This window comes from Acidovorax sp. HDW3 (genome assembly GCF_011303755.1).
GTDB lineage: Bacteria > Pseudomonadota > Gammaproteobacteria > Burkholderiales > Burkholderiaceae_C > Paenacidovorax.
In genome coordinates this window covers 2,364,312-2,389,615 of the sequence record NZ_CP049885.1, presented here as the reverse complement: position 1 = coordinate 2,389,615, position 25,304 = coordinate 2,364,312, and the positions used below count along the sequence as shown (strand labels likewise).

Genomic DNA, 25,304 nt, shown 5'->3' with positions numbered 1-25,304 from the left:
AAAATTCCCCCATGCCCGCTGCCCCCCCGTCCATCAATCTGACCAACCATTTCCTCATTGCCATGCCGGGGCTGGAGGATGCGGCCTTTGCCCGCAGTGTGGTCTATCTGTGCGAGCACAACGAGCGCGGTGCGCTCGGCCTCGTCATCAACAAGCCGACCGACATCAGCCTGCAAAAACTCTTTCGTACAGTGGACTTGAACCTGGGGCGGGCCGATCTGAGCCAGCAGTCCGTGCTGCAGGGCGGGCCGGTGCAGACCGAACGGGGTTTTGTGCTGCACGACCCCATCGTGCTGCCTGAACAGCCGGCAGATGAATCCATCTACGCCGCCACCATGACCATCCCTGGCGGGCTGGAGATGACCACCTCCAAGGACGTGCTCGAAGCCCTGGCCGAGGGCGCCGGCCCCCGGCGCGTGCTTATTGCCCTGGGCTACGCCTCCTGGGGTGAAGGCCAGCTCGAAGCGGAACTGGCTGACAACAGCTGGCTCACGGTGGACGCCGACCAGGCCGTGATTTTTGATACCCCGGTGGGCGAGCGCTACGAACGCGCCCTGGCCCTGCTGGGGCTGCAAAGCTGGATGATCGCGCCCGAGGCGGGGCACGCATGAGCGGCGCCGATCGTCCTCCCGTCCCCGCGCACTGGCAATCTTTTCTGGCCTTCGACTTTGGCCACGCGCGCACGGGCGTCGCCTTTGGCTCGCGCCTGCTCGGGCGCGGCCAGGCGCTGCCCACCATCCGCACCGAGGCCAAGGAAGCGCGCCTGGTGCAGGCGGGCGAGCGCATCCGCGAGTGGCAGCCCGACGCCCTGGTGGTGGGCGTGCCCTACCACCCCGATGGCGCCGCGCACGAGAACACCGCGCGCGCGCAAAAATTTGGCCGCCAGCTGCAGGCGCGCTTTGGCCTGCCGGTGTTCGAGGTGGACGAGCGCTACAGCACCACCGAGGCCCTGGCGGCGGGCAGCCGCGACGCCGATGCGGCCAGTGCCTGCATCATCCTGGAACAGTTTTTAAGGAGCCTGGCATGAGCCACCATTCCCCCTCTCCCCCCGGTCACCTGTTGCTCGATGCCCCGGCCCTGTACCAGCAGCTGCTGCAGGGCGTGCGTGGCCTGCTCGGGCCGCAGACGCGCCTGGCCGGCATTGCCTCGGGCGGCGCCTGGCTGGCTGAGCGCCTGCAGCAGGACTTGGGCCTGGACGGGGCCAGCGGCGTGCTCTCGTCGGCGCTGCACCGCGATGATTTTGCCCAGCGCGGCATGGCCACGAGCGCGCAGACGCAGCTGCCGTTCGACGTCAACGGCGCCGACATCGTGGTGCTCGACGACGTGCTCTACACCGGGCGCACGGTGCGCGCGGTGCTCAACGAATTGTTCGACTATGGCCGTCCGGCGCGCGTGCGCCTGGCGGTGCTGGTCGATCGCGGCGGGCGGCAGTTGCCGATCGCCGCTGATTTTGCTGCCGCCCGCATCACCTTGCCCGCCAGCCAGACCCTGGCGCTGGCGCGTGCTGAGGACGGCAGCTTTGCCTTTGCCCTGAAAGAGGTTTGACCGTGCTGTACAAGCGCAACCCCCAGCTGAACAAAAACGGCGAGTTGATCCACCTGCTCTCCACCGAGGGCCTGTCGCGCGACATCCTCACGCACATCCTGGACACCGCCGCCAACTTCGTCTCGGTCAACGACCGCGAGGTGAAAAAAGTGCCGCTCTTGCGCGGCAAGAGCGTGTTCAACCTGTTCTTCGAGAACAGCACGCGCACGCGCACCACGTTCGAGATCGCGGCCAAGCGCCTGTCGGCGGACGTCTTCAACCTCGATATCGCGCGCTCTTCCACCGCCAAGGGCGAGACGCTGCTCGACACCATCGACAACCTCTCGGCCATGGCCGCCGACATCTTCGTCGTGCGCCACAGCGAGTCGGGTGCGCCCTACCTGATTGCGCAGCACGTGGCGCCGCACGTGCACGTGGTCAACGCCGGCGACGGGCGCCACGCGCACCCGACGCAGGGCCTGTTGGACATGTTCACCATCCGCCACTACAAGCGCGATTTTTCCAACCTCACGGTGGCCATCGTCGGCGACGTGCTGCACTCGCGCGTGGCGCGCTCGGACATCCACGCCCTCACCACCCTGGGCTGCGCCGAGGTGCGCGTGGTCGGCCCGCGCACGCTGGTGCCGGGCGATCTGTCGCACATGGGCGTGCGCGTGTGCCACACGCTCGAAGAGGGCATCAAGGACTGCGACGTGGTCATCACGCTGCGCCTGCAAAACGAGCGCATGAGCGGCGCGCTGCTGCCGTCGAGCCAGGAGTATTTCAAGAGCTTTGGCCTGACCGAGGAGAAGCTGCAGCTGGCCAAGAGCGATGCCATCGTCATGCACCCTGGCCCCATCAACCGGGGGGTGGAGATTGCCTCCGAAGTCGTCGATGGCCCGCAGGCCGTGATCCTGCCGCAGGTCACCTTCGGCATTGCCGTGCGCATGGCGGTGATGTCCATCGTTGCTGGCAACGAGGCTTGAATACTATTAAATTGATAGCTGCTGGCGCTTGCTGCATAAGCCCTGGCGGCCAATTTGGCTTGAAACCATGAAAATCCTGATTGAAAACGGCCGCCTCATCGACCCCGCCAGCGGCCTGGACAAGGTGGGCACGCTGGCGCTGGCGGCCGGGCGCATCATCGCCGTCGATCGCTGCCCGGCCGACTTCACGCCCCAGCGCACCATTGACGCCAGCGGCTGCTGGGTGCTGCCCGGCCTGGTCGATCTGGCGGCGCGGATGCGCGAGCCCGGCCACGAGCACGAGCGGATGCTCGAATCCGAAATGGCCGCAGCGGTGGCCGGTGGCGTCACCAGCCTGGTGTGCCCGCCCGACACCGACCCGGTGCTCGACGAGCCCGGCCTGGTGCAAATGCTCAAGTTCCGCGCCGAGAAGCTGCACCAGGCGCGCCTGTTCCCGCTGGGCGCGCTCACGCGCGGCCTCTCTGGCGAGGTGCTGACCGAAATGGCCGAGCTCACCGAGTCCGGCTGCGTCGGCTTCGGCCAGGCCGACGTGCCGCTGGCGAGCACGCAAACCCTGGCGCGCGCGCTGCAGTACGCTGCCACCTTCGGCTATACCGTCTGGCTGCGCCCGCAGGAGCTGCACCTGGGCAAAGGCGTGGCCGCCAGCGGCCCGCTGGCCACGCGCATGGGCTTGGCGGGCGTGCCGGTGGCGGCCGAGACGATTGCGCTGCACACCATTTTCGAGCTGCTCCAGAGCACGCCGGCGCGCGTGCACCTGTGCCGCCTCTCCAGCGCCGCCGGCGTCGAGCTGGTGCGCCGCGCCAAGGCCGCCGGCCTGCCCGTGAGCTGCGACGTCAGCATCAACTCGCTCTTGCTGACCGAGAACGACATCGGCTACTTCGACAGCCGCGCGCGCCTGACCCCCGTGCTGCGCCAGGAGCGCGACCGCGCGGCCCTGAGCGCGGCCCTGCTCGACGGCACCATCGACGCCCTGGTGTCGGACCACAACCCCGTCGCTGCCGACGCCAAGCACCTGCCCTTTGCCGAGGCCGAGCCCGGCGCCACCGGGCTCGAATTGCTGCTGCCCGCCGCCGTCAAATGGGCGCAGCAGGGCAACTTGCCGCTGCAACGCGCGCTCGCCGTGGTCACCAGCGCCGCTGCCGGCGTGCTGGGCAACGCCCTGGGCACGCTGCAGGCGAGCGTGGGCCGCCTGGTCGAGGGCGGTGTGGGCGACGTTGCCATCGTCGATCCGGCCGATGCCTGGGTGGTGCAGGCCGGCGCCCTCGCCAGCCAGGGCAAGCACACGCCGTTGGGTGGCTACGAGCTGCCGCTGCGCGTGCGCACGACCCTGGTCGGCGGCCAGGTGGCGTTCGAGCGTTGAGCCGCATGGGGCGGTGGCTGCGCGCGCTCTGGCGCCTGGGCGCGCTGCTGTGGCACGTGCTGCACGGGCTGTGGCTGGTGGGCTGGCGCTTTCCGCGCTGGTCGGCCGAGCAGCAGCAGGCGCAGGTGCAGGCCTGGTCGATCGCCCTCCTGGCCTGCGCTGGCATCCGCCTGCAGGTGCAGGGCCAGCCGGCGCTGCAGGGGCCGGCGCTGCTGGTGGCGAACCACATTTCCTGGCTCGACATCCCGGTGCTGCACGCGGCGCGCTACTGCCGCTTCATCAGCAAGAGCGACGTGCAGAACTGGCCCCTGATCGGCACCCTGGCGACGGCGGGCGGCACGCTCTACATCGAGCGCAGCTCGCGCCGCGATGCGTTGCGCATGGTGCACGACATGCAGGCCGCGCTGGTGCAGGGCCAGGTGCTGGCCGTGTTCCCCGAGGGCACCACGGGCGATGGCCGCCAAATGCTGCCGTTTCACGCCAACTTGCTGCAGGCCGCGATTGGCGCCGACGCCCCGGTGCAGCCCGTGGGCCTGCGCTTTGTCGATGCCCAGGGCGCGACCAGCTTTGCCCCGAGCTACATCGGCGACGAGACCCTGCTCGGCTCCATCTGGCGCACCCTGTGCGCCGACGCCCTGGTGGCGCAGGTGCACTTTGGCGCCCCCGAGCGTGCCCAGGGGCGCGAGCGGCGCGCCTTCAGCGACGCCCTGCACGCCCGGGTCGATGCCCTGCGGCAGTCTTTGTAGCTATTAATTTGATAGCTGGTAGCGCTTATTCAGCAAGCGTTAGAGGCCAAAAACACTGAAATTCAGGCGCGTGGGAAGGTCACCACATGGTCGGCCTGCACGCGGATGCCTATCCATTCGCCCAGGGCGTGGTCGTGGTGGCTGGGCACGTGCGCGAGCAGCGTCAGGCCGCTGGCCAGGCGCAGGGTGTAGAGAAACTCGGCGCCGCGAAATGCCTTGCGCACGATCTGCGCCTGCACCGGCGCATGGTCGTCGTGCACGATGTCGTCGGCGCGCAGCAGCACATCGCACTGGCCGCCGGGGTAGGCGCTGGGCAGGGGGCACTCATCGAGGTCGGCGAGCTCGCCCAGCGGCGTCTGCGCCACCACGCCGCCAGCGCGCTGCACCAGCGTCGCCGGGGCGAACACGCCGTGGCCGATGAAGTCGGCGACGAAGCGCGTCGCCGGGCGGTGGTACAGGGCGTAGGCCTCGTCCCACTGGTGCAGCTGGCCGTCGTGCATGACGCCGATGCGGTCGCCAATGGCAAAGGCTTCGAGCTGGTCGTGGGTGACGAAGAGCGCCGTCGCCCCCGCTGCCTTGAGGATGGCGCGCACCTCGTGCGCCAGGCGCTCGCGCAGCTCGACGTCGAGGTTGGAGAACGGCTCATCGAGCAGCATCAGCTGCGGGCGCGGCGCCAGCGCCCGCGCCAGGGCCACGCGCTGCTGCTGCCCGCCCGAGAGCTCGTGCGGGTAGCGCGCCGCGCTGCCTTCGAGGCCGACCAGGGCCAGCACCTCGGCCACGCGCGCCGCCTGCTCGGCGCGCGCCAGCGCATGGATGCCAAAGGCCACGTTGCGCCCGACCGTGAGGTGCGGAAACAAGGCGTAGTCCTGGAACACCATGCCGATGCGCCGCTGCTCCGGCGCCAGGCTGTGGCCGGGGCGGCTGACGACTGCGCCCGAGAGCGCAATCTGCCCGCCGCTGGCGGCTTCGAGCCCGGCGACGGCGCGCAGCAGCGTCGTCTTGCCGCAGCCCGAGGGGCCGATGAGCACGCCGATCTCGCCGGCGGCCAGGCCCAGGCTGACACCGGCCACCGCCGCACGCGAGCGTCCGGCGTAGGCCACGCTCAATTGGGAAACGCTTAAGAACATGGGCCAAATTGTAGGCGGGCGCAAATGCTTAAAATTCGCATTCTCATGGGGCAGCCTGTTGTCCTGATCGTTTGGCAACCTGGCTGTTTTTGTTTTGCACACTCCACCTGCTGCTTTTCGTACCCTGCCGCTGCTTTTGCTGGCGGGCTTGTTGTCGCTGCCCGTGCTGGCGTTGTTTGGCGCCTGGCTGCCGTCGGGGCAGGAGGGCGCGCAGGCCCTGGCCATCTTGCGCGAGATGGCGGCAACGGTGCTGCCGGGGTATTTCTGGACCACGCTCTGGCTCGGGCTGTGGGTGGCGCTCGGTGCGGCAGCCGTCGGCATGGCTACCGCAGCGGCCGTGACGCTGTTTGATTTTCCAGGCCGCCGGCAGATGGAATGGCTGCTGCTGCTGCCCCTGGCCATGCCGGCCTACGTCACGGCCTATGCCTACACCGATTTTTTGCAGTTCAGCGGCCCGCTGCAGGTCTGGCTGCGCGCCAGCTTCGGCCTCGAAGGCCGGCTGCTGCCTGAAGTGCGCAGCCTGGGCGGCGCGGTCTGGGTCTTCATCTTTGCCCTTTACCCCTATGTGTACCTGCTGGCGCGCACGGCGCTGGGCGAGCGCGCAGCACACCTGATGGAGGCCGCGCGCCTCATGGGTGCGCCGCTGCACCGGCGCGTGCTGCAGGTGGCGCTGCCGCTGGCGCGCCCGGCGGTGGCAGCGGGCGTGGCCCTGGTGCTGATGGAGACGCTGGCGGATTTCGGCGTCGTCAGCTACTTCGGCATCCAGACCTTCACCACCGGCATCTACAAAGCCTGGCTGTCCATGGACGACCGCATTGCCGCCGCGCAGCTGGCCACCATCTTGCTCGCCCTGGTGCTGCTGCTGCTGTGGCTGGAGAGCCGGGCGCAGCGGCGGATGCGCTTTGCCGCCAGCAGCGTCGGCCGCGCCGGTGCGGCCGAGGCGCAGCCGCAGCAGCTCACGGGCGGGCGCTGCGCCGCTGCCTGGGCGCTGTGCCTGCTGCCGGTGCTGCTGGGCTTCGTTGCCCCGGTGGCCTTCATGCTGCGGCCATTGGCAGCCGATTGGTCGGTGCTGCCCTGGGAGCGCTTTGTGCAATGGGCCGGCAGCAGCGTGCGCCTGGGTGCCATCACCGCCGTGCTGGCCGTGGCCGTGGCCCTGGCGCTGGCCTACGCCGTGCGCCGCCGCCCCGATCCGGCAACCCGCGCCGTGGTGCGCCTGGCGAGCATAGGCTACGCCGTGCCGGGGGCGGTGGTCGTCGTCGGCCTGCTGCTGCCGGTGGGCTGGCTGCAGGCCTGGCGGCCCGACTGGGGGTTGGGCGCGCTCGTCACCACCACGGCGGCGGGCATCGTCTGGGCCTACCTGGTGCGTTTTTGCGCCGTCGCGCTGCAGTCGGTGCAAAGCGGCTATGCGCGCATTCCGACGAGCCTGGATGACAGCGCGCGGATGCTCGGCAGCAGTGGCTGGGGGCTGCTCTCGCGGGTGCACGCGCCGCTGCTCAAGCGCTCGGTGCTGGCGGCGCTGCTGCTGGTGTTCGTCGATGTCATGAAGGAGCTTCCGGCGACCATCGTGCTGCGCCCTTTCAACAGCGACACCCTGGCCGTGGTCGCCTACCAGCTGGCGCGCGACGAGCGCCTGGGCGAGGCCGCACTGCCCTCGCTGGCGCTGGTGGCCGTGGGCCTGGTGCCGGTGATTTTGCTCAGCCGCACCTTGCGTGCAAGGTAAATGCGCTGTGCCTACACTGCGCGCATGAGCCCCATCACCATCTACCACAACCCCCGCTGCAGCAATTCGCGCGGCGCCCTGCAACTGCTGCAAGAGCGTGGCCTGGCGCCGCACATCGTCGATTACGTCAAAGAACCGCTCGATGCGGCGGCGCTCACAGCGCTGGTGGCGCAGCTGGGCCTGCCGGTGCGCGAGCTGCTGCGCAGCAAAGAGCCCGAATACGCTGCGCTCGATTTGGCCAACTCCGCGCGCAGCGAGGCCGAGCTCATCGCCGCCGTGGCCGCGCACCCGACGCTGCTCAACCGCCCCATCGTCGTCACGCCCAAGGGCGCGCGTTTGTGCCGCCCGCCTGAATTGGTGCTGGAGCTGCTTTGAGCGGATAGGGGGCCGGCTTAAGACTCGCCTAAGCCAGGCCCGGCACAGTGCTTTTCCATCGGTACCACTGTTTTGGAAAGGCACACCATGAACACCCTTTTGACGACCCCGCGCCGCCTCATCCTGGCCCTGGTGGCGGGTTGCCCCATGCGCGGGAATTTTGAAGATGTGCCCCCACATGCCCCGGGTTGCTGCACATTTCGGCGTTAAGGATTTCAGGTAAAAAAAAGAAAAGGCCGCACGTTCTGGGAGCTGTGCGGCCTTGAATTTGGTCCCCCCGACAGGAATCGAACCTGTATCTAGCGCTTAGGAGGCGCTCGTTCTATCCATTGAACTACGGGGAGGCAGGGCCCGGATTGTAAGGGCGTCCAGCGCAGGCCCTGTGGTATTGGGTTGCTATATATTTGATAGCTTCTGGCGCTTATCCAGCAAGCGTTGGAGCTCGATTTGTTCCAAATTTTTTCCAAAGCTCAGTCATAGCGCACGGTGTAGACCAGGTCGAGCGCGTTCACCAGCCCGGTTTGTCCGCGCAGCGTCAGGTGGCGCGAGAGGTCGTAGAACAGGTACAGCGTGCCCAGCGAGCCCGACAGGCTGTGCTCGTACGTCAGGTACAGCGCCTTGGAAATGCGCTTGCCCAGGGTCAGGGCGGCAGCGCTGGCATCCTGTCCCTGTTGGGGGCCTTTGATGCCGACCTCGTCGAGTCCCAGGCTCGATGAGATGCCGCCGATGCCAGCGCCTTGGCGGCCGAGCACGGCCAGGGCGGCCTGCTGCAGCAAGCCGGCTTCGCTGCCGCCGCTGGCGGCGCTGTGGCCGAGCACCACCCAGGAGAGTTTTTCGGCGTCCGGCAGATCGGGGTCGGCGTACAGGCGCACGCGCGGCGCCTGTGCCGAGCCGGTGACCTGCACCCCGGCGCGCACGCTGATGTTCGGGCGCAGCGCCAGGATGTCGAGCTGCGGGTTGTCGTACGGGCCGGCAAAGCGGATCAGGCCGCTTTCCACATCCAGCGCCTGGCCCCAGGCGCGGTAGCGCCCGGCGTCGGTGCGCACCTCGCCGCTGACGCGTGGCTGGCCGCCGCTGGCGGCGTTGGCGCTGATGCGCAGCGCCCCCGTCAGGCGCGTGGTGATGCCGTGGCCCTGCAGGGCAAAGTCGTCGCCCAAATCCAGGCCGATGTCGATGTCGGGCGGTAGCGCGGCCTGCAGCGTGGGCTGGGGTGGGGCTTCGCCCTCGTCCTCTGTTGCCGGGGCAGCGCCGGCGGGCGTGGCCTGGCGCACATGCACGTCGCTGCCCAACTGCGGCGCGCCCGCGTCGGGCAAGACGATGGTGGCGCGGTCGGTGCGCAGCTGGCCGCGCAGCGTGAACTGGCGCCCCTGCAGCCCGGCCTGCAGCTGGCCCGAGACGCTCAGCTGGCGGTCGGCGCGCACCTGCAGCTGCAGGCGTTCGGCCTGGGCTTGCAGCTGCATGTCGATGCGTGGCGCGGCGTCTGCGCCGGGTAGCTGCCACTGCACCAGGCCGCTGGCGGTGAGCAGACCGCCATCTTGCGGCGCGGGCGTGCGGTTGCCGCTGCGCCCCAGAATGCGCGCGGCGCTGCCGTGGCCGCCCTTGAGCTGCAGCCGGTCGATGCGCAGCTGCTGGCCGTCGAGCGTGGCTTGGAGCTGGCCGTCTTGCAGATCGACGCCGTCGATCACCGAGCGCAGGGCAAATTGCTCGGCGCTCAGGCTGCCATGCCAGCGCGGGTCGCTGCGCGTGCCTTCGACCTGTACCTGCGCCGCCAGCGTGCCCTTGACGCGCCAGCCCGGCGGTGCCAGGACGCTCCACACACCCAGCTCTGGCAGCTGGGCGGAGATTTGTGCTGCCAGCGGCGCGCTCGCCGGCCACTGTGCCTGGCGCCAATCGTTGCCCGGCCAGGCCAGGGTGGTTTGCGCCTGCGCCTGCAGTTCGCCGGCGCGTTGGCTGCTCCAGCGCAGGGTGCTGCGCAGGTTCTGGCCCTGCAGCGCCAGCTCGATTTCTGCCTGGCGCAAGCCCGCCGGGGCGCCCAGGGGCTTGTTGGTCTGTGCCTTGCCGCTGCCGCTGCTGCGCACCGTGGTGGCGCCGCCGCTGGCGAGCGCCAACAAGCGCAGCTCGCCACTGCTGCGCTGCAGGCGCAGCCGGGCCTGCAGCTGCTCGGCGGCGTGGATGTCCCAGTCGGCGGCCAGCTGCACGTCGCCGCCCAGGCCCAGGCGTTCGAGCAGCGGCGGCTGTGCCTGGTCGATGGCGTTGAGCCAGGCCAGGGGCAGGCCGGTGAGCTGGCCGCTGCTGCGCAGCTGTGGCGCCTGGCCCGGGCGTTGCTGCCACTGCAGCGCCTGCCATTGCAGCAGTGCCTGGCCGGGCAGCGGGCCTTGCAGCTGGGCGCTGCCGGCCTGGGCCTGCAGCTGCAGGGCGCCCTGCGCTCCGGGCGTGAGCTGCAGCGCCAGCGGCTGCGCCAGCGCCAGGCGCCAGGGGCCGGGGCGCTGCTTGTCGTGCCATTGCAGCTGCAGCTCGGGCAGTTGCAACGCCCATGGGCCCGTGGCCGGGTTGCGGCCCTGGGCGCGCACTTGCAGCTGCAATTGCTGCGCGCCGCTGCGCAGCTGGCCCGAGACGCTGGCGTCCAGATCGGTCAGGGCGCCGCTGAAGGTGGCGTGCAGGTCCTGCAGCTGCAGGTCGAGGGCGGCGCCTGGGGCGCTGGTGCTGCGCTGGGCGCCAAAGCGGGGCGCGTCCAGGCGCGCTTGCAGGGTGAAGGGGGCGCCGCCGCTGGCTGCTGCGGTGCCCAGCGGCAGTCCGGCGCGTTGCAGCTGGCGTTGCAGGTCGCTCCAGCCGCCGCGCCACTGCGCTTGCAGCTGCGCCCCGCCCTTGAGTTGCAGCCCGGCCAGGGCAGGCGCCAGTGGCGGCAGACCGGGCAGGGTGCTGATTTGCGCCAGCCAGTCGCGGCTGCGTTGGGGGTCTTTCCAGTCCAGGACAAGGCTGCCGTTGCCCGCCTGCGCTGCCAGCTGGCCCTGCAGCTGTGCGCTCAGGCCCGGCAACTGCGCCTGCAGCTGGCCGGCAAAGCCCGGCTGCTGCAGGTTCAGCGCCAGGCGTTCGCCCTGCAGCTGCACTTGCAGCGCCTGCAGCTGCAGGTGTTGCAGCTGCAGCAGGGGCGCTTGCCAATGGCCTTGGGCGTGCAGACGGTCGAGCTGCAGCGGGTGGGTGCTGCCGCCCTCGCTGTGCAGCTGCAGCGTGAATTGCACGCCGTCAGGCCCTTGCTCGGCCTGGACGGTGCCTTGCATGGGCGCGGGCGCCAGGCGGCTGTCGATGGCGCTCGGGCGCAGCCGTGCGATGTGCGCCTGGCCCGTCAGGCGCTGGCCCTCGGGGTTGTAGTCGCCCTGCAGCGTGACGCTGCCGCCACCCAGCTGCAGCTGCGCCTGGGCGATGTGCCACTGCCCGGCTGCGTAGCGCACACGCGCCTGCAGGGCGTCGAGCGGCAGGCGCTGCTGATCCCAGGGGCCGGGCAGGGCGTTGCGCAGCCGGGCCTGCAGCGCCCAGGCGCTGCCTTCGGGGCCGGCTTGCAGCTGGCCGCTGAGGGCGGTCTGCGGCGCCTGCGGCCAGAGGCTGGCCAGGTCGATGTGCGCCAGCTCCAGCTGTGCCTGCAGCAGTGGCTGCGCGGCCCAGGGGGCGAGCTGCGCCTGCAGCCGGGCGCGCAGCGGCGCTGCCGGGCCGTCGGCGGCGGGTTGCAGTTGGGCGTGCAGTGCCAGTTGGGCCTCGGCGCCGGCCAGGGGGCCTTGCAGCTGCGCCTGGGCCTGCACTTGCAGGGGCTGGTCGGTGCCGGGGGGCTGGGTGTGCAGCTGGCCTTGCAACTGCAATTGCAGTTGCATCGGGGCCTGGGCCTGCAGCTGCGCGCTGGCCTGGTAGCGGCCCTCGGCCCAGTGCAGTTGCTGCAGCTGCAGCTGGTGCTGCTGGCCGTCGTAGTGGTAGCGCGCTTGCAGCTGCGTCAGGGCCAGGGGCTGGCCCTCGGGCGGGGCCCAGGTGATGCGTTCGATGGCCAGGGTGGGCAGTTCGATCTGCAGCGGCAGCTCCAGCGCCTGCAGCGGCGTGGGCGGCTGTGTGCTGGCCGGGCCCAGGGGGGTGAGGGTGAGGGCGGCGGCGCGCAGCGGGCCCAGCACCAGGCGGCGTTGCAGCAGCGGGCGCAGGCGCCAGGAGAATTCGGCGTCCTGCAGCTCGACGCGCAGCTCGGCGTTGTGCCACTGCAGCCGGCCAATGCGCCCGCCGCTGCGCAGGCTGCCGTGCACGTCGTCCACCTGCAGCGCTTGGCCGGCGGGCAGCCAGCGTGCGGCCAGTGCCAGCGTTTGCGCCAGCGAGCCGCTGCTGCCCAGCCACAGCCACAGGGCACTGGCGGCGGCCAGCAGCAGGGCCAGGACGGCGCCGCTGGCCCAGGCCAGGGCGCGCAGCCAGCGGCGTGGGCTGGGGGGCGGTGGGGGGACGGTTGCGGTCATGCTCAGAAGCTAAAACCCAGGCGCAGGTGCAGGCGCAGGCGCTTGTCCTGCACGCCCCAGGCGAGGTCGGTTTGCAAGGGGCCGACGGGGCTGCGCCAGCGCAGGCCGGCGCCGATGCCGACTTGCGCCTGCAGCTGGCGCAGCTGGTTGCTGACGGCGCCGGCGTCGATGAAGACGGCGCTCTCCCAGTGCGTCAGGTCGCCCCGGATGGCGATCGGGCGCTGCCACTCCATGCTGGCGACGGCGAGGTAGCGCCCGCCGTAGGTGCCGCCGCTGTCGGTGGTGGCGCCAATGCTGCGGTAGCCGTAGCCGCGCACGCTGGTGTCGCCGCCGGTCATGAAGAGCAGGTTGGTGGGCAGGTCGGCGTTGTCGCTGGCGAGCACGGCGCCGCCTTCGGCGCGCAGCGCCAGGCGGGCGTTGCGTGTGATCTGGGCGCCGTCGGCGCCGATGGCAACCTTGCCCAGGGCGATGAACGATTGCCAGCGCAGGCGCGTGCGCGCAAACGGGTTGCGCTGGCCGCGCAGCGTGCTGCCCACGCCCAGCTCGGCGCCCAGGCCGTAGCCGCGCGTGGGGCTGTTGGGGTCGTCGAAGTAGCGCCCGGTCCAGCCCATGTTGGCGCTCAGGGCGCCGCTGGCGTCGGGCGCGCCGCTGCCGTGGGGCGTGGCGCTGTCGTACTGCAGGAAGAAGTTGCGGTCGATGTGGCCGCTGACCTGGCTCACGCCGCCGCGCAGCTGCAGGCTGTTGACGGCGTAGCTGCTGTAGTTGTCGCGCTGCAGCTGGCCGGCGCCGAAGCGGCGCCAGTTCTCGTCGTTCGGCAGCGACACCCATTCGCTGCTGGCGAGCTGGGTGTTGCGGTCAACGCTGATCTTGCTGCTGGCGCGCCAGCCCAGCCAGGGCAGGCGGTTGTACTGGTGGTCCAGGCTCAGGCGGGCGCCGCTGTCGGTGGAGACGCCGACGCCGAACACCAGCTTGTGCAGCTTGGCCTCGGTCAGCTGGGCGATGACGGGGGCTGCTTCTGGCGGGCCGTGCTCGGTGTCGAGCGTGAGCAGGGCGGTGTCGTAGTAGCCGCTGCTGGCCAGGCGCTGCTGGGCGTCGAGCAGCTCGGCCTCGGAGTATTCGCTGCCCGTGGGCAGGCGTGCCAGGCGGCGCGCGCCGTCGCAGTCGTAGCGCTGGCAGCCCTGTGCCTGCAGCGGGCCAAAAAAGTAGCGCGGGCCGCTGTTGTAGGCCACGCTCAGGTTGGCGTTGTGTGTGCTGGGGTCGATGTCGGCGCGGCTGGCGTCGAGCGTGGCGCTGGGGTAGCCGCGCAGGTGCAGGCTGCGCAGACCGTTGCTTTTGGCGCTGTCCCAGGCGCCTTGGGTGAAGGGCTGGCCCACGGGCAGCGCCCAGTTGCGCTCCAGGCGGGCCTGGCGGCGCTCGGTGTCGGGCGCCTGGGCAGCTGCACCGCGCAGGGTGATGTCCACCTGGGCGATGGTGGTCTGCGCACCGGGCTGCACGCGCACCTGCACCGTGGGGGGGGCATCGTTGCTGCCGGGGCTGCTTTCGATGGTGATGTCGGGGCTGAAATAGCCCTGCGTGGCCAAGAGCTGACGGGTGTTGTCGTCGGCGCTGGCGAGCAGGCGGCGCAGCTCGCTGGGCTGCAGGTCGGCCAGCTGGGTGTAGCGGCGCAGCTCCAGGTTGTGTTCGAGCAGCTCCTGCAGCGGCGCCGGCGCCTGCACCTGCAGCGTGAAGGCGGTGCTGGGCGTGCCGTCGGCGCTGGCGCTGGCGTCGTCAGGGGCGGGCGTGGCTTGGGGCAGCAGGCTGCAGCCGGACAGGGCCAGCAGCAGCGCCGTCCCGGCCAGCGTGCGGGCAAGGCGCGGCGTGGGCATTACTTGGAGAGCAGGCGCATGGCCTCTTCGAGCCCTTTGAGCGAGAGCGGGAACATGCGCCCGCCCAGCAGCTGCTCGATGATGGCGATGCTCTGGCGGTACTGCCACACGCCCTGCGGCTCGGGGTTGATCCAGGCGCAGTGCGGGAAGGCGTTGACCAGGCGCGTGAGCCACTCGGCGCCGGCTTCCTCGTTGGTGTATTCGACGCTGCCGCCGGGCTGCAGGATTTCGTAGGGGCTCATGGTGGCGTCGCCGACGAAGACCAGTTTGTAGTCCTTGTTGTACTTGCGGATGATGTCCCAGGTGGGGAATTTCTCGGCAAAGCGGCGCTTGTTGTTCTTCCACACAAAGTCGTAGACGCAGTTGTGAAAGTAATAGAACTCCAGGTGCTTGAACTCGCTCTTGACGGCGGAGAACAGCTCCTCGACGCGCTGGATGTGGTCGTCCATGGTGCCGCCCACGTCCATGAGCAGCAGGAGTTTCACGTTGTTGTGGCGCTCGGGCACCATCTTGATGTCGAGGTAGCCGGCGTTGGCGGCGGTGGCGCGGATGGTGTGCGGCAGGTCCAGCTCTTCTTGGCTGCCGGTGCGCGCGAATTTGCGCAGGCGCCGCAGCGCCACCTTGATGTTGCGCGTGCCCAGCTCCTGGGTGTCGTCGTAGTCGCGGTAGGCGCGCTGCTCCCAGACCTTGACGGCGCTCCTGTTGCGCCCGGGGCCGCCAATGCGCACGCCGGCGGGGTTGTAGCCGCCGTGGCCGAAGGGGCTGGTGCCGCCGGTGCCAATCCATTTGTTGCCGCCCTCGTGCCGGCCTTTTTGCTCTTCCAGGCGTTTTTTCAACGTCTCCATGAGCTCGTCCCAGCCCATGGCTTCGATGGCGGCTTTTTGCTCGGGCGTGAGCGCGCGTTCGAGCATCTGGCGCAGCCAGTCGGCGGGCAGCTCTTTTTGCAGCGCCGGCAGCGCAGCGATGCCCTTGAAGTAGGCGCCAAAGGCGCGGTCGAACTTGTCGAAGTGCTTCTCGTCCTTGACCAGGGCGGTGCGCGCCAGGTAGTAAAAATCGTCGAGGCTGAAGGCATCCTCGGACTGCGGCCCCACAACCCCCGCCTGCAGCGCCTGCAGCAGCGAGAGAAACTCTTTGACCGACACCGGCAGCTGGGCGGCGCGCAGGGTGTAGAAAAAATCAATCAGCATGTTTTTGGCCTCTAGCGCTTACTGGGCAAGCGTGTGGCGCTCTAAAAGATATAGCAATTGAGCCCGCGCTTCGGGCCATTCGTCGGCGCTCATGCTGTACATCACGGTGTCGCGGATGGTGCCGTCGCGGCGCAGGGCGTGGCCGCGCAGGACGCCGTCCTTCTTCGCCCCCAGGCGCTCGATGGCGCGCTGGCTGGCGAAGTTGAAGTTGTCGGTGCGCCAGCCGACGATGCGGCAGCCCAGGGTGTCGAAGGCGTGGCCCATCATGAGCAGCTTGGCCGTGGTGTTGACGTGGGTGCGCTGCACGCTTTTGGCGTACCAGGTGTAGCCAATCTCCAGGCGGCGCACGGCGGGCACGATGTCGTGGTAGCTGGTGCTGCCCAGCACCCGGCCCGTGGCCGCGTCGATGGCGGCAAAGGCCAGGCGCTGGCCGGCGGCGTGCATCTGCAGCGCCGTTTCGATGTAGGCGCGGGTGTTCTCGGGCTCGGGCACGCTGGTTACGCGCAGCTGCCAGAGCTGGCCGTCGGCAGCAGCGGCGGCCAGGCCGGCCGCGTGCGAGAGCGCCAGGGGTTCGAGGCGCAGGCCCGCGCGTTCGAGTGTGACGGGTTCGACCCAGGCCATGGCGGCGCCTCAGCGGTGGCGCTGGTTCATGAACACCAGGCGCTCGAACAGGCCCACGTCCTGCTCGTTTTTCAGCAGCGCGCCCACCAGCGGCGGCACCAGCACCTTGTTGTCGCTGCTGTGCAGGGCCGAGGCCGGGATGTCCTCGGCCAGCAGCAGCTTGAGCCAGTCGATGAGCTCGCTGGTGCTGGGTTTCTTCTTCAGCCCCGGCAGGTTGCGCACGTCGTAGAAGGTTTTCATGGCCGCGCCCAGCAGCTCGCCCTTGAGGGTGGGGAAGTGCACATCGACGATTTTTTTCATCGTCTCGGCCTCGGGGAACTGGATGTAGTGAAAGAAGCAGCGGCGCAAAAAGGCGTCGGGCAGCTCTTTTTCGTTGTTCGAGGTGATGAACACCAGCGGCCGGTGGCGCGCGCGCACCATCTCGCGCGTCTCGTAGCAGTAGAACTCCATGCGGTCGAGCTCGCGCAGCAGGTCGTTCGGGAATTCGATGTCGGCCTTGTCGATCTCGTCGATGAGCAGAACCACGGGCTTGTCCGCCGTGAACGCCTGCCACAGCACGCCTTTGACGATGTAGTTCTGGATGTCCTTGACCTTCTCCTCGCCCAGCTGCGAATCGCGCAGGCGGCTGACCGCGTCGTACTCGTACAGGCCCTGCTGCGCCTTGGTGGTGCTCTTGATGTGCCACTGCAAGAGCGGCATATCGAGCGCTTGCGCCACTTCTTCGGCCAGCAAGGTTTTGCCGGTGCCGGGCTCGCCCTTGATCAGCAGCGGGCGCTGCAGCGTGATGGCGGCGTTGACGGCGAGCATCAGGTCGGGCGTGGCGACGTAGTTGTCAGAACCGTGGAATTTCTTCATGGGACGGGAGAGAGGCTAAGGAAAAAAGGGAATTTGATCGCAACCGGATCTCAATCGCGCGTGGCGTGCCGCTGCACGGCGGCGACGTAGGCCGCGCCGTCGGGCGGGTGGCCCGAGCGCTGGCTGTCGGCCAGCATCTGGCCCAGGCACTCCATGGCCACGTGGTGCGCAGCGTGCAGCGAGGGCCGGCGCCGCGCCAGCAGCTCCACCGCCTGGCGGATGCCGCGCGGCTGGTCGATGCTGCACTGCTCGCTGATCGACAGGTGCATGGACAGGTGCAAAAACGGGTTTGTGCGCTCGGGTTCGAGGTCGTAGTTGTGCGCCACGGCGGCGTCGGCGTCGGCCAGCTCGGCGTGGTACTCGGGGTGCTCGGCGATCCACAGGCTGGCCAGCGTCTCGATGGCCTCCATGGGTTGGCCGGCCTGGGTTTTGGCGTGCACGGCGCAGAAAAAGCGCCGCACGTCGGCTTGGGTGGGGTTGAACATGGGGGCAGAGGGTAGCAGGCTCGGGGCGTCAAAGTTTCCAGGCCGGCAGTTGCCAGTTCCAGCGCAGGGCGATGAAGCGCAGGCTCACCGTCACCAGCAGGCAGGCCACCAGCGGCATCCAGGCGGGGGCATCGAGCTGGCGCAGGCCGACGTCGGCCCAGCCGCCGGCAAAGGCGCACAGGGCGTAGGGGCGGTGGTCGTGCAGGGCCTGGGGAATGTCGTTGCAGACCACGTCGCGCAGCACGCCGCCGGCGACGGCGGTGGTCACCCCCAGGCAGACGGCGAGCAGCGCCGGCGTGCCCTGCGCCATTGCCAGGTCGGTGCCGATGGCGGCAAACAGGCCCAGGCCCAGGGTGTCGGGCCAGCGCATTAGGCGTTCGGTGGGGGCGATGTGGCGCGCGCGCATGAACAGCATGGCCGCCACGCTCAGCGCCATGATGCCCCAGACGTAGTCCACCTGCGCCATCCAGAAAAAGGGCCGGTGGTCGAGCAGCAGGTCGCGCAGCGTGCCGCCGCCAAAGGCAGTGAGGAAGGCGGCGACGCACACGCCCACGGCATCGAGGCGCTTGCGCGCGGCCACGAGCACGCCCGAGAGCGCAAAGGCGGCGGTGGCTGCGATCTCGATCGCCAGGCGCAGGCTCGGCAGCCAGCTCGGTTCGGCCAGGGGCATCATGGGGTGGGTTCCTGGCGTTCTTGACGCTCCTGGCGTTCCTTGGCCATTTGCTCGACGAGTTGCTGGCGCCCCTGCTTGGCAATCGCCAGCACCACCTCCTTGTTGCGGTGGTGCGGGTACATGCGCTCGATGAGGGCCAGGTTGTGGGCGCGAAAGCGTGCCGTCACGGCCTGCGCCTCGGCCTCGGCCAGGCCCATGGCCTGCAGCACGGTGCGCGCGCTGCCCAGGCTGGCCTCGAACAGCTCGCGCTCGATGTGCTGCACGCCCAGGTCGCGCAGCTGGTACCAGTGCGTGACGTTGCGCGCGCGCGCGACGATGGTCAGCTGCGGGAAATGCTTGCGCGCCAGCTGCACGATCTTGAGCGACTGCTCGGGCGTATCGACCGCCACCACCAGCACCCGCGCCTGCGCTGCGCCGGCGCTGCGCAGCAGCGCCAGGCGCGTGGCGTCGCCGTAGTGCACGCGGTAGCCAAAGGTGCGTGCCACTTCGAGCATTTCCACGCTGTGGTCGAGCACCGTGGTCGGCAGGCCCTGCGCCAGCAGCACGCGCGCCACGATCTGGCCGTAGCGGCCAAAGCCGGCGATCAGCACCGGCGCCTGCGGTGGTGGTTCGGGCAGGGGCTGCTCGGCGCCGGCGCCGTCCAGGTGCGGCAGCCGCCGGCGTTCGAGCAGCGCCAGCAGCAGCGGCGCCAGCAGCATCGACAACGCCACCGCCCCGGTCAGCAGCGAGGCCGTGGCCGGCGCCAGCACCTGCTCGGTGGCAGCGGTTTGGAAGACGACGAAGGCAAATTCCCCGCCCTGCGCCAGGATCAGGGTGAACAGCGGGCGCTCCTGGCGCGTGATGCCCGCGCCCCAGGCCAGCAGGTACATCACCAATGCTTTGAGGGCGAGAAAGCCCAGCACCAGCGCCGCCATCAGCAGCGGTGCGCGCCAGAGGGCGCCAAAGTCGATGCTCATGCCCACGGCCATGAAGAACAGGCCCAGCAGCAGGCTCTTGAAGGGCTCGATGTCGCTTTCGAGCTCCTGGCGGAACTCGCTGTCGGCCAGCAGCACCCCGGCGAGGAAGGCGCCCAGCGCCATCGACAGGCCCAGCGCCAGCATCAGCATCGCCATGCCGACCACCAGCAGCAGCGCGGCGGCGGTAAAAATCTCGGGCGTGCGGCTTTGTGCAATCCAGCGCAGCAGCGGGCGCAGCAGCCAATGCCCGCCCAGCACCACGGCGCCGACCACGGCCACGGTCTTGAGCGCCTGCAGCATGGCGTGACCGGCCTCGGGGGGGGCGCCGGCGCTGGCGATGACGCCGCCCAGCAGCGGCAGCAGCGCCAGGATGGGGATGGCGGCAATGTCCTGGAACAGCAAAATCGAAAACGCCGCCTGCCCGCTGCCCGAGCGCAGCTGGCCGCGCTCGGACAGCACCTGCAGCGCCATCGCCGTGGACGACAGCGCCAGCCCGAGCGCTCCCACCAGCGCCACGCGCCAGGGCTGGCCCAGCAGCCAGGCGGCGCCCGCCAGCAGCGCCGTGCAGCCCAGCAGCTGCGCCCCGCCCAGGCCGAGGATGGGGCGGCGCAGGCTCCACAGGCGCTGCGGCTGCAGCTCCAGCCCGACCAGGAACAGCATCAGCACGACGCCGAACTCGGCAAATTCGAGCGTGCTCTGCACGTCGCGCACCAGCGCCAGGCCCCAGGGGCCGATGGCAATGCCCGCTGCCAGGTAGCCGATGATGGCGCTCATGCCCAGCGCCCGCACCACCGGCACGGCGAGCACGGCCGCCGTCAGATAGACAAAACCAAAAGTCAACCAGGAAGGTGCGTGGGCCATGGGCAAGCAGGTGGGGGTGGCAGCGCCGCCAAGCGCTGCTCAACGGTGCCTGCCGATTGTGGCAGTGCCTGGAGCGCAACGTGCGCCGGCCTCTGGGGGTTGACCGGAGTACTCTGCTTTTGATAGCTGCTCGCGCTGCCCCCGTGCCGCTGTCAGCCATTTTTTGCACTTAATATGCATACTTTCCAATTGGGGGAGCCCGCTGCCATGGATCTGTCCACCTGGCTGGCGTTTTTTGCCGCCGCCTGCCTGATCGCCATTTCGCCCGGTTCGGGCGCCGTGCTCAGCATGAGCCATGGCCTGGCCTATGGCGTGCGCGCCGCCAGCGCCACCATCCTCGGGCTGCAGCTGGGGCTGTTGACCATTTTGGTGATCGCTGGTGCCGGCCTGGGCTCGCTGCTGCTGGCGTCGGAGACCGGGTTTGCCATCGTCAAGGTGCTGGGCGCGCTCTACCTCATCTACCTCGGCTGGCAGCAGTGGCGCGCTGATGCCGCCGCCCCCCTGGCCGGCGCCGCCGCTGCCACGCCCCTGCCCTGGCGCCGGCGCTGCCTGACGGGCTTTTTGACCAACGCCACCAACCCCAAGGGCATCATCTTCATGGTGGCGGTGCTGCCACAGTTCATGCAGCCCGGGCGCGCGCTGTGGCCGCAGCTGCTGGTGATGGGCGCGACCCTGGTGGCGGTTGACGTCTGCGTCATGCACGGCTACGCCGCTGGCGCCAGTGCCCTGCGCCGCCTGCTGCGCAGCAGCCGTGCGCTGCGGCTGCAAAATCGCCTCTTCGGCGGCCTGCTGATGGCCGTCGGCGCCGGTCTGTTCTTCGTGCGGCGCAGTCCGGCGGCCTGACCTGGGGGCTGTCAGGCGCACGCAGGCTGCAGCGGCTACAAACACCGTTTTCGCAAAGGAGTGCCCCATGCCCGTCGTCGTGGTCGCCCAGCCCAAGGGCGGCGTCGGAAAATCCACCCTGGCCACGCAGATCGCCGGCTACTGGGCCCATTGCGGCCACGCCGTGCTGCTGGGCGACAGCGACCGCCAGCAGTCCGCCAGCGGCTGGCTGGCGCAGCGCCCGGCCAGCCTGCCGGCCATCGGCCGCTGGGAGCTGCAGCCCGACTTTCTCACCCGCCCACCGGCGGGCGCGAGCCACGTCGTCATCGACACCCCGGCCGGAGCCCATGGCTGGCGCCTGGGCGATTTGCTGCGCAGCGCCGACAAGCTCATCGTGCCGCTGCAGCCCGGGCGTTTTGACATGGCGGCCACGCACGGCTTCCTGGCCGAACTGCGCCAGCAGCGCGGCGCGCGCCAGGTGGCCATCGGCCTGGTGGGAATGCGCGTGAACCCGCGCACCCTGGCAGCGGCGGCGCTGCAGGACTTTGTCGCCGCCACCGGCTTGCCGCTGCTCGCCGGCCTGCGCAGCACGCAAACCTACGTGCGCCTGGCCGAACAGGGCCGCAGCCTGTTCGACGAGCCCCCGGGCCGCGTCGCCGCTGATGTGGCGCAGTGGCAGGGGCTGCTGCAGTGGCTCGATGCGTGAATCTGTCAGGCTGGTGCTGCGCCCGCCTGGGGTGGCTCGGCACCGGACGCTGCCGGCGTGGGAGCAGCGCTGGTCTTGGGCATTGGAATCCAGGTTTGTGTGCCGACCTGGGCGATCTGCAGATCGGAACTGAGTTCACTAGCTTGCTGCATGGCCTGGATGCGGGCCAGGGTTTCCGGGCCGCAGGGCACGCCGTTGGGCTCGAGGTAAAAGTATTGGGCTGGCAGCTGTGCCGGGTGCAGGTCGGTGACCGTGGCCTCGGCGGCGGGCATGGGGGCCAGTGGCGCGTTGCTGCGGGCGATGCCGTCGTTCAGGCGTTCTTGCAGCGCCTGGCCGGCCTTGGCCGTGTGCTGGGCCAGGGATTTGGATGATTGCACCAGGCGATTGCCAGCGCCCGAAAGCAGCTGCTGCAGGCGCTCGCCATCGTCGGTTTTGAATTCTTTGAGGGTGGTGGGGGCGACACCGGTGTGATCGAACTCCAGATACGGAGCCTCGCCAAAACCCAGAAAGCGGGCTACGAACACTGTCGGAATACTCAGGCGCGTGGTGTTGTAAATGCGCACGGCTTCGTTATATGACTGGCGGGCGGTTTGAATTTCTGCCTCGCAGCCTTGGATGCTGTCGATCAGACGGTGATATTGCCCATCGGCCTTGAGTTCCGGAAAGCGATCGGCCATGCCGCGAATATTGGTCAGCAGGGTGCCCGATTGCTGATACGCCGCCGTCATGGCACTGGAGCTGTCGTCGGCTGATATTTTCAAGTGGGTGAACTGCTCGGCTTCCTGGTAAGACTTGACGACGTCGATCAGCTGGTTGATGAGCGAGAGCTTCTTGCTGATCGCCACCTGGGTATTGGAGGCGCGCTGCTTGATGGTTTGCGCCTGTGCCTGCAAGCCGTTGTAGGCGCGTAAAGCAATAAATCCGGCCACCGCCAGCAGTGCCAGGGCAAGCCAGAAAATGGTGCTCAGGAAACTCAGAAAACCCTGCATATCAACGCCTCTCTTTCCTACCAGTGATGTGAATGGAAGCGCAGATTATGCAAGGGGCATCTCAGGCCGCCGCCGGTATGTCGGCCGCCCCGCCAAAGCCGTTTTGCCGCCAGGCTTCAAACACGGTGACGGCGACGGCGTTGGACAGGTTCAGGCTGCGCTGCTCGGGCCGCATCGGCAGTCGCAGGCGCTGGGCGGGGGCGAAGGCCTCGCGCAGCGCGGGGGCCAGGCCGCGCGATTCGGCACCAAAGACGAAGTAGTCGCCGGGCGCAAAGCGTTGCTCATAGACCGAGCCCGAGCCGCGCGTGGTCATGGCGAACAGGCGCGCCGGGTCGGGCTGCTGCTGCGCCAGGAAGGCGGCCCAGTCGGTGTGGCGTTGCACCGGGGCGTACTCGTGGTAATCGAGCCCGGCGCGGCGCATGAGCCGATCCTCCATGGAAAAGCCCAGGGGCTCGATCAGGTGCAGGGTGCAGCCGGTGTTGGCGGCCAGGCGGATGATGTTGCCGGTGTTCGGCGGGATTTCGGGCTCGACCAGGACGATATGGAACATGGCGCGTATTTTCGTTGCCATTTCAGGGCGTGCGCGCCAGCACCAGGGCGCTGACGCGGGCCGCACCCGCCTGGTGCAGCACGGCGGCGGCGGCCTGCAAGGTGGCGCCGGTGGTCATGACGTCGTCGATCAGCAGCAGGTGGCGGCCAACGAGCTGCGGCACCAGCAGGGGCTCGGCGGCGAAAGCGCCTCGCAGGTTGCGCAGGCGCTGGGCGCGCGCCAGGCCGCTTTGCGCCGGTGTGGCGTGCAGGCGCAGCAGGGCCTGGGGCTGCACCTTGCGCGGCGCCAGGGCGCGGGCCAGCAGCAGGGCCTGGTTGAAACCGCGTTGGCGCAGGCGTGCCGGCGCCAGCGGGATGGGCAGCAGCAGGTCGGCGTCCTCCAGTGCCGGCTCGACCCCCGGCAGGCTGCGCAGCAGCTGCACCAGGCTGCGCGCCCAGCCCGGGTCGCCGTGGAATTTGAAGGCGGCGAGCACGTCGGCCCAGGGGTAGGCGTAATCCACCCCGGCCCAGCAGCGCGCCAGCCCCAGCGGCTGGCGCAGGCAGGCGCCGCACAACGGCGCGCCGCCGGCCAGGGGCAGGGCGCAGCCCTGGCAGCGTGGCTGCAGCGGCGCGAACTGCTGCACGCAGTCGTGGCACAGGCGCGTGGCCGGCCAGCGCTGGCAGATGGCGCATTGGCTGGGCACTGCGTGCAGTGCCTGCGAAAGCCCTGTCAGCCATGGGTGGTGCATGGCCTCAATATACTCGCGGGCTCTGATGACCGAACCCCTGCCCCCCACCCTGGACCCCGTCGCCGCTGCCCGCTGGCAGGCGGTGGCGCCCGCGCAATCGCCCTGGCTGCACGAGGAGGTGGCGCGGCGGATGCAAGAGCGCTTGCAGTGGATGCGCCAGCCGCCCAGCGCCTGGTGCCACTGGGAGCCGGTGCGCGGCGGCCTGGAGGTGCACGCGCTGATTGCCGAGCGCTATCCGCAGGCGGCCTGCACGGTGTACGAAGCGCCCGAGCGCCTGGCGGCGGCGCAGGCGGCGCTGGGCAGCAAGTGGTGGTCGCCGGCGCACTGGCGCGCCAGCGCCGCGCGCTTTGCCGAGCCCGAGCCGACGAGCGTGCAGATGCTCTGGGCCAACATGCTGCTGCACATGGCGCCGGCGCCGCAGGCGCTGCTGGCACGCTGGCAGCGTGCCATCGCCACCGATGGGTTCTTGATGTTTTCCTGCCTGGGCCCCGATACGCTGCGCGAGCTGCGCTGGCTGTACCAGGCGCTGGACTGCCCGCCCTGCGGCCACGAGCTGACCGATATGCACGACTGGGGCGACATGCTGGTGCAAAGCGGTTTTGCCGAGCCGGTGGTGGACATGGAGCGCATCACCCTCACCTTTGCCAGCGCCGCGCGGGCGCTGCAGGAGCTGCGCGGCCTGGGCATCAACCTGCACCCGCAGCGCTTTGCCGGCCTGCGCACCCCGGCCTGGCGCGCGCGCCTGGAGCAGGCGATGACGGAGCGGCTGATGGATTCGGATGGCCAGATTGCGCTTACCTTCGAGGTCATCTACGGCCATGCCTTCAAGGCCGCGCCGCGCGCCAAGGTGCAGGCCAGCACCTCGGTGTCGCTGCAGGACATGCGCGCCATGCTGCGCGAGCGCTGAGGAACCTCGAATGCAAACGCGGCTCCCTTGATATGCCGCGCCACCGGCACCGGGGCTTTGGTGTACGGTGGCAGTCTTTGATTTTGGCCTGTGGATGGCTTACGCATGAATAAACGCAATGCTATAACTTTGATAGCTGCTGGCGCTCTGTGGGCGGGCGCTGGTGGCTTTTTGACTGCCTGTTCCGAGAAGAAGGTGGTGTTTCGCGGCATGGATGTTTCGGGTGCCGACTACGCACGTGATCTGCCTCTGACCGACCACAATGGCCAGCCGCGCCACCTGCAGGACTTTCACGGCAAGGTGGTGATCGTCTTCTTTGGCTACACCCAGTGCCCGGACGTGTGCCCGACCTCGATGCAGGAGCTGGCCGAGGCCAAGCAGCTGCTGGGCGCGGACGGCGAGCGCTTGCAGGGCATTTTCGTCACCGTCGATCCCGAGCGCGATACGCCCGAGGTGCTCAAGGCCTATATGGCCAACTTTGATCCGAGCTTTCTCGCCCTGCGCGGCACGCCCGAGCAGCTCGCTGCTGTCGCCAAGGACTTCAAGCTGTACTACAAAAAAGTCGATGGCAAAACCGCCACCAGCTACACCATGGACCACTCCGCTGGCAGCTACCTCTACGACCCGCAGGGTCGGCTGCGCGTATACCACCGCTACGGCAGCGGCGCGCCGGCGTTGGCCGAGGATGCGCGTGTGCTGCTCCAGGGAGCGTGACGGCGCGGTGCTGAAAAAGACAACAAAAAAACCCGCAAATGCGGGTTTTTTTGTGCACAAGCCGGAG

Annotated in this window: 24 protein-coding genes and 1 tRNA gene; 12 read left to right on the top strand and 13 right to left on the bottom strand. The window is 69.3% G+C overall.

Annotation, left to right across the window (positions count from 1 at the left end; all coding sequences use genetic code 11):
* Positions 1 to 11: 11 nt before the first annotated feature.
* From G7045_RS11010 to G7045_RS10985, 6 genes are all read left to right on the top strand, one after another.
* Complete coding sequence (locus tag G7045_RS11010) at positions 12 to 611, top strand: YqgE/AlgH family protein (protein ID WP_166159679.1); 600 nt, start codon at positions 12 to 14, stop codon at positions 609 to 611.
* Positions 608 to 1,027 (top strand): Holliday junction resolvase RuvX, encoded by a 420-nt coding sequence (ruvX, locus tag G7045_RS11005; RefSeq protein WP_166159678.1) that lies wholly within the window; start codon positions 608 to 610, stop codon positions 1,025 to 1,027. The genes G7045_RS11010 and ruvX overlap by 4 nt, the downstream gene beginning before the upstream one ends.
* Positions 1,024 to 1,545 carry a bifunctional pyr operon transcriptional regulator/uracil phosphoribosyltransferase PyrR gene (gene pyrR / locus G7045_RS11000; protein WP_166159677.1) on the top strand — a complete coding sequence of 174 codons (522 nt, stop codon included), beginning with the start codon at positions 1,024 to 1,026 and terminating at the stop codon, positions 1,543 to 1,545. The genes ruvX and pyrR overlap by 4 nt, the downstream gene beginning before the upstream one ends.
* A 2-nt stretch (positions 1,546 to 1,547) precedes the next feature.
* The gene (locus G7045_RS10995) at positions 1,548 to 2,510 is read left to right on the top strand and encodes an aspartate carbamoyltransferase catalytic subunit (protein WP_166159676.1); all 963 of its coding nucleotides are present in this window, start codon (positions 1,548 to 1,550) and stop codon (positions 2,508 to 2,510) included.
* 67 nt (positions 2,511 to 2,577) lie between these two features.
* Positions 2,578 to 3,870 carry a dihydroorotase gene (locus G7045_RS10990; protein ID WP_166159675.1) on the top strand — a complete coding sequence of 431 codons (1,293 nt, stop codon included), beginning with the start codon at positions 2,578 to 2,580 and terminating at the stop codon, positions 3,868 to 3,870.
* A gap of 5 nt (positions 3,871 to 3,875) precedes the next feature.
* A complete protein-coding gene (locus G7045_RS10985) occupies positions 3,876 to 4,616 on the top strand; it encodes a 1-acyl-sn-glycerol-3-phosphate acyltransferase (RefSeq protein WP_166159674.1) in 741 nt (246 codons plus the stop codon).
* 62 nt (positions 4,617 to 4,678) lie between these two features.
* Here G7045_RS10985 and G7045_RS10980 read toward each other — a convergent pair whose 3' ends face one another.
* Positions 4,679 to 5,743, bottom strand: a complete 1,065-nt coding sequence (locus G7045_RS10980; protein WP_166159673.1) for an ABC transporter ATP-binding protein — start codon at positions 5,741 to 5,743, stop codon at positions 4,679 to 4,681.
* Positions 5,744 to 5,837: 94 nt separating this feature from the next.
* Here G7045_RS10980 and G7045_RS10975 point away from each other — a divergent pair, with 94 nt between their 5' ends.
* Both G7045_RS10975 and arsC read left to right on the top strand, forming a co-directional pair.
* Positions 5,838 to 7,463: an iron ABC transporter permease gene (locus tag G7045_RS10975; RefSeq protein WP_166159672.1), complete on the top strand. Its 1,626-nt coding sequence runs from the start codon at positions 5,838 to 5,840 to the stop codon at positions 7,461 to 7,463.
* A gap of 24 nt (positions 7,464 to 7,487) precedes the next feature.
* On the top strand, positions 7,488 to 7,838 hold the full coding sequence (gene arsC / locus G7045_RS10970) for an arsenate reductase (glutaredoxin) (protein ID WP_166159671.1): 351 nt from the start codon (positions 7,488 to 7,490) through the stop codon (positions 7,836 to 7,838).
* Between the two features lie 269 nt (positions 7,839 to 8,107).
* Here the strand turns inward: arsC and G7045_RS10965 are convergent.
* The 9 genes from G7045_RS10965 to kefC all read right to left on the bottom strand — a co-directional run bounded on the left by G7045_RS10965 (position 8,108) and on the right by kefC (position 19,822).
* Positions 8,108 to 8,182, bottom strand: a tRNA-Arg gene (locus G7045_RS10965).
* A 126-nt stretch (positions 8,183 to 8,308) separates the two neighbouring features.
* Positions 8,309 to 12,319, bottom strand: coding sequence for a translocation/assembly module TamB domain-containing protein (locus G7045_RS10960; protein ID WP_166159670.1), 4,011 nt, complete (start codon positions 12,317 to 12,319; stop codon positions 8,309 to 8,311).
* A 2-nt stretch (positions 12,320 to 12,321) separates the two neighbouring features.
* Positions 12,322 to 14,184, bottom strand: a complete 1,863-nt coding sequence (locus tag G7045_RS10955) for an autotransporter assembly complex family protein (protein ID WP_166159669.1) — start codon at positions 14,182 to 14,184, stop codon at positions 12,322 to 12,324.
* Positions 14,184 to 15,371 carry a VWA domain-containing protein gene (locus G7045_RS10950; RefSeq protein ID WP_166159668.1) on the bottom strand — a complete coding sequence of 396 codons (1,188 nt, stop codon included), beginning with the start codon at positions 15,369 to 15,371 and terminating at the stop codon, positions 14,184 to 14,186. Before G7045_RS10950 ends, G7045_RS10955 begins: the two co-directional genes overlap by 1 nt.
* An 18-nt stretch (positions 15,372 to 15,389) precedes the next feature.
* Positions 15,390 to 15,992 (bottom strand): GNAT family N-acetyltransferase, encoded by a 603-nt coding sequence (locus G7045_RS10945; RefSeq protein WP_166159667.1) that lies wholly within the window; start codon positions 15,990 to 15,992, stop codon positions 15,390 to 15,392.
* Between the two features lie 9 nt (positions 15,993 to 16,001).
* Entirely contained in the window at positions 16,002 to 16,847 is an 846-nt protein-coding gene (locus tag G7045_RS10940; protein ID WP_166159666.1) for a MoxR family ATPase, read from the bottom strand.
* Between the two features lie 50 nt (positions 16,848 to 16,897).
* Entirely contained in the window at positions 16,898 to 17,332 is a 435-nt protein-coding gene (locus G7045_RS10935) for a DUF1841 family protein (RefSeq protein ID WP_166159665.1), read from the bottom strand.
* A gap of 28 nt (positions 17,333 to 17,360) precedes the next feature.
* Positions 17,361 to 18,002 (bottom strand): trimeric intracellular cation channel family protein, encoded by a 642-nt coding sequence (locus tag G7045_RS10930; protein ID WP_370521768.1) that lies wholly within the window; start codon positions 18,000 to 18,002, stop codon positions 17,361 to 17,363.
* Entirely contained in the window at positions 18,002 to 19,822 is a 1,821-nt protein-coding gene (gene kefC / locus G7045_RS10925) for a glutathione-regulated potassium-efflux system protein KefC (protein ID WP_166159663.1), read from the bottom strand. The genes G7045_RS10930 and kefC overlap by 1 nt, the downstream gene beginning before the upstream one ends.
* A gap of 207 nt (positions 19,823 to 20,029) precedes the next feature.
* Here kefC and G7045_RS10920 point away from each other — a divergent pair, with 207 nt between their 5' ends.
* Positions 20,030 to 20,665 (top strand): LysE family transporter, encoded by a 636-nt coding sequence (locus G7045_RS10920; RefSeq protein WP_166159662.1) that lies wholly within the window; start codon positions 20,030 to 20,032, stop codon positions 20,663 to 20,665.
* Between the two features lie 67 nt (positions 20,666 to 20,732).
* On the top strand, positions 20,733 to 21,350 hold the full coding sequence (locus tag G7045_RS10915) for a ParA family protein (RefSeq protein WP_166159661.1): 618 nt from the start codon (positions 20,733 to 20,735) through the stop codon (positions 21,348 to 21,350).
* Positions 21,351 to 21,355: 5 nt separating this feature from the next.
* On the opposite strand, the gene G7045_RS10910 is transcribed toward G7045_RS10915, so the two are convergent.
* From G7045_RS10910 to G7045_RS10900, 3 genes are all read right to left on the bottom strand, one after another.
* Entirely contained in the window at positions 21,356 to 22,339 is a 984-nt protein-coding gene (locus G7045_RS10910) for a LemA family protein (protein ID WP_166159660.1), read from the bottom strand.
* Positions 22,340 to 22,400: 61 nt separating this feature from the next.
* The gene (locus G7045_RS10905) at positions 22,401 to 22,889 is read right to left on the bottom strand and encodes a tRNA (cytidine(34)-2'-O)-methyltransferase (RefSeq protein ID WP_166159659.1); all 489 of its coding nucleotides are present in this window, start codon (positions 22,887 to 22,889) and stop codon (positions 22,401 to 22,403) included.
* Between the two features lie 22 nt (positions 22,890 to 22,911).
* Positions 22,912 to 23,616, bottom strand: a complete 705-nt coding sequence (locus G7045_RS10900; protein WP_166159658.1) for a ComF family protein — start codon at positions 23,614 to 23,616, stop codon at positions 22,912 to 22,914.
* A gap of 25 nt (positions 23,617 to 23,641) precedes the next feature.
* On the opposite strand from G7045_RS10900, the gene G7045_RS10895 reads away from it, so the two are divergent.
* Both G7045_RS10895 and G7045_RS10890 read left to right on the top strand, forming a co-directional pair.
* Positions 23,642 to 24,523, top strand: coding sequence for a biotin synthase (locus G7045_RS10895; protein ID WP_166159657.1), 882 nt, complete (start codon positions 23,642 to 23,644; stop codon positions 24,521 to 24,523).
* Between the two features lie 105 nt (positions 24,524 to 24,628).
* A complete protein-coding gene (locus G7045_RS10890) occupies positions 24,629 to 25,237 on the top strand; it encodes an SCO family protein (protein ID WP_166159656.1) in 609 nt (202 codons plus the stop codon).
* Positions 25,238 to 25,304: the final 67 nt, after the last annotated feature.

What these genes read in the sequence shown, in the direction of transcription:
- G7045_RS10910 (WP_166159660.1), bottom strand. Translation starts at nt 22,339, where the DNA reads ATGCAGGGTTTTCTGAGTTTCCTGAGCACCATTTTCTGGCTTGCCCTG.
- G7045_RS10955 (WP_166159669.1), bottom strand. Translation starts at nt 14,184, where the DNA reads ATGCCCACGCCGCGCCTTGCCCGCACGCTGGCCGGGACGGCGCTGCTG.
- G7045_RS10890 (WP_166159656.1), top strand. Translation starts at nt 24,629, where the DNA reads ATGAATAAACGCAATGCTATAACTTTGATAGCTGCTGGCGCTCTGTGG.
- G7045_RS10900 (WP_166159658.1), bottom strand. Translation starts at nt 23,616, where the DNA reads ATGCACCACCCATGGCTGACAGGGCTTTCGCAGGCACTGCACGCAGTG.
- G7045_RS10895 (WP_166159657.1), top strand. Translation starts at nt 23,642, where the DNA reads ATGACCGAACCCCTGCCCCCCACCCTGGACCCCGTCGCCGCTGCCCGC.
- G7045_RS10920 (WP_166159662.1), top strand. Translation starts at nt 20,030, where the DNA reads ATGGATCTGTCCACCTGGCTGGCGTTTTTTGCCGCCGCCTGCCTGATC.
- G7045_RS10985 (WP_166159674.1), top strand. Translation starts at nt 3,876, where the DNA reads ATGGGGCGGTGGCTGCGCGCGCTCTGGCGCCTGGGCGCGCTGCTGTGG.
- G7045_RS10960 (WP_166159670.1), bottom strand. Translation starts at nt 12,319, where the DNA reads ATGACCGCAACCGTCCCCCCACCGCCCCCCAGCCCACGCCGCTGGCTG.
- G7045_RS11010 (WP_166159679.1), top strand. Translation starts at nt 12, where the DNA reads ATGCCCGCTGCCCCCCCGTCCATCAATCTGACCAACCATTTCCTCATT.
- G7045_RS10980 (WP_166159673.1), bottom strand. Translation starts at nt 5,743, where the DNA reads ATGTTCTTAAGCGTTTCCCAATTGAGCGTGGCCTACGCCGGACGCTCG.
- pyrR (WP_166159677.1), top strand. Translation starts at nt 1,024, where the DNA reads ATGAGCCACCATTCCCCCTCTCCCCCCGGTCACCTGTTGCTCGATGCC.
- ruvX (WP_166159678.1), top strand. Translation starts at nt 608, where the DNA reads ATGAGCGGCGCCGATCGTCCTCCCGTCCCCGCGCACTGGCAATCTTTT.
- G7045_RS10945 (WP_166159667.1), bottom strand. Translation starts at nt 15,992, where the DNA reads ATGGCCTGGGTCGAACCCGTCACACTCGAACGCGCGGGCCTGCGCCTC.
- kefC (WP_166159663.1), bottom strand. Translation starts at nt 19,822, where the DNA reads ATGGCCCACGCACCTTCCTGGTTGACTTTTGGTTTTGTCTATCTGACG.
- G7045_RS10990 (WP_166159675.1), top strand. Translation starts at nt 2,578, where the DNA reads ATGAAAATCCTGATTGAAAACGGCCGCCTCATCGACCCCGCCAGCGGC.
- G7045_RS10930 (WP_370521768.1), bottom strand. Translation starts at nt 18,002, where the DNA reads ATGCCCCTGGCCGAACCGAGCTGGCTGCCGAGCCTGCGCCTGGCGATC.
- G7045_RS10935 (WP_166159665.1), bottom strand. Translation starts at nt 17,332, where the DNA reads ATGTTCAACCCCACCCAAGCCGACGTGCGGCGCTTTTTCTGCGCCGTG.
- G7045_RS10940 (WP_166159666.1), bottom strand. Translation starts at nt 16,847, where the DNA reads ATGAAGAAATTCCACGGTTCTGACAACTACGTCGCCACGCCCGACCTG.
- G7045_RS10915 (WP_166159661.1), top strand. Translation starts at nt 20,733, where the DNA reads ATGCCCGTCGTCGTGGTCGCCCAGCCCAAGGGCGGCGTCGGAAAATCC.
- G7045_RS10950 (WP_166159668.1), bottom strand. Translation starts at nt 15,371, where the DNA reads ATGCTGATTGATTTTTTCTACACCCTGCGCGCCGCCCAGCTGCCGGTG.
- arsC (WP_166159671.1), top strand. Translation starts at nt 7,488, where the DNA reads ATGAGCCCCATCACCATCTACCACAACCCCCGCTGCAGCAATTCGCGC.
- G7045_RS10905 (WP_166159659.1), bottom strand. Translation starts at nt 22,889, where the DNA reads ATGTTCCATATCGTCCTGGTCGAGCCCGAAATCCCGCCGAACACCGGC.